General features: G+C 65.3%; 1 protein-coding gene. It reads right to left on the minus strand.

Features of this window, described 5'->3' with window-relative positions; translation table 11 throughout:
* On the minus strand, positions 1 to 1,433 hold a 1,433-nt coding region (gene qcrB / locus A5784_RS18755; protein ID WP_064946410.1), incomplete at both ends, for a cytochrome bc1 complex cytochrome b subunit.

Below are 1,433 nucleotides of genomic sequence, written 5' to 3' on the forward strand. Positions count from 1 at the left end.
GGCCGTGAGCGCCTTCTGTTCGGAGGCGTGTGCGGCTTCGGTGATGGCGTCGTGTTCCGCGGCGGGGTCGGCGTAGAGGAAGCTGCCGGTGCCGGGGGCACCGCCGGAGCCGAGCTTGTTCATCCGCTTGGGCAGGGCGGCGCCCTGGTATTCCAGTGGGATGGGGTGGCCGTGGTCGTCGACGGGGCCCAGCGGTTGGTGCAGTTCGACGTAGGCGCCGTGCGGCAGGCGTTTGATGATGCCGGTTTCGATGCCGTGTTCGAGGACGGCGCGGTCGCTGCGTTGCAGGGAGACGGCCCAGCGGTAGGCGATGTAGTAGACGATGCCGGGCAGGACGACCATGCCGATGCGGCCGATCCAGGTGGTGGCGTTCAGGGAGATGTGGAATTTGAGCGCGATGATGTCGTTCATCGCGGCCAGGGTGAGCACCATGTAGAACGCGATGGCCATGGAGCCGATGGCGGTGCGCACCGGCACATCCCGGGGACGCTGCAGCAGGTTGTGATGCGCGTCGTCGCCGGTCACCTTCTTCTCGATGAACGGGTAGGCGATCAGCAGGCCGAAGACAACACCCATGATCACCGCGACCCAGACCACCGCGGGGATGGTGTGGCCGAACGGGTAGAACTCCCAGGCCGGCCAGATACGGGCCAGGCCCTCGGTCCACATCATGTAGAAGTCCGGCTGTGAACCGGCCGATACCTGAGATGGCTTGTAGGGGCCCAGGTTCCAGATCGGGTTGATGGTGAGCAGGCCGCCCATCAGGCCGAGCACGCCGGTGATCATCGCGAAGAATGCACCGGACTTGACTGCGAACACCGGCATCACGCGCACGCCGACAACATTCTTTTCCGTGCGTCCCGGGCCCGGGAACTGCGTGTGCTTGCCGAACCAGAGCAGGGTGAGGTGAGTGGCCACGAGTGCCAAGATCACGGCGGGGATCAGCAGGATGTGCAGGGCGTAGAGGCGCGGGATCAGCACGGTGCCGGGGAAGTCGCCGCCGAACAACGCCCAGTGCAGCCAGGTTCCCACGACGGGTAATCCCAGGGTGATCGAGGACAGCGCGGCGCGCAGACCGATGCCGGACAGCAGGTCGTCGGGCAGCGAGTATCCGAAGTAGCCCTCGAACATGGCCAGGATCAACAGGATTGCGCCCGTGACCCAACTGGCCTCGCGTGGGCGCCGGAACGCGCCGGTGAAGAACACCCGGGCGAGATGGACCATGATCGATGCGGCGAACATCAGGGCGGCCCAGTGGTGGATCTGGCGGACGAAAAGGCCGCCACGGATCTCGAAGCTGATGTCCAGCGCCGTCTCATAGGCGCGTGACATCTGCACACCCCGAAGTGGTTGGTACACACCGTTGTAGGTGACCTCGGCCATCGACGGGTCGAAGAACAGGGTCAGCCACACACCGGTGATCAGCAGCACGA

This window comes from Mycobacterium sp. 852013-50091_SCH5140682, from assembly GCF_001665685.1.
Classification (GTDB): domain Bacteria; phylum Actinomycetota; class Actinomycetes; order Mycobacteriales; family Mycobacteriaceae; genus Mycobacterium.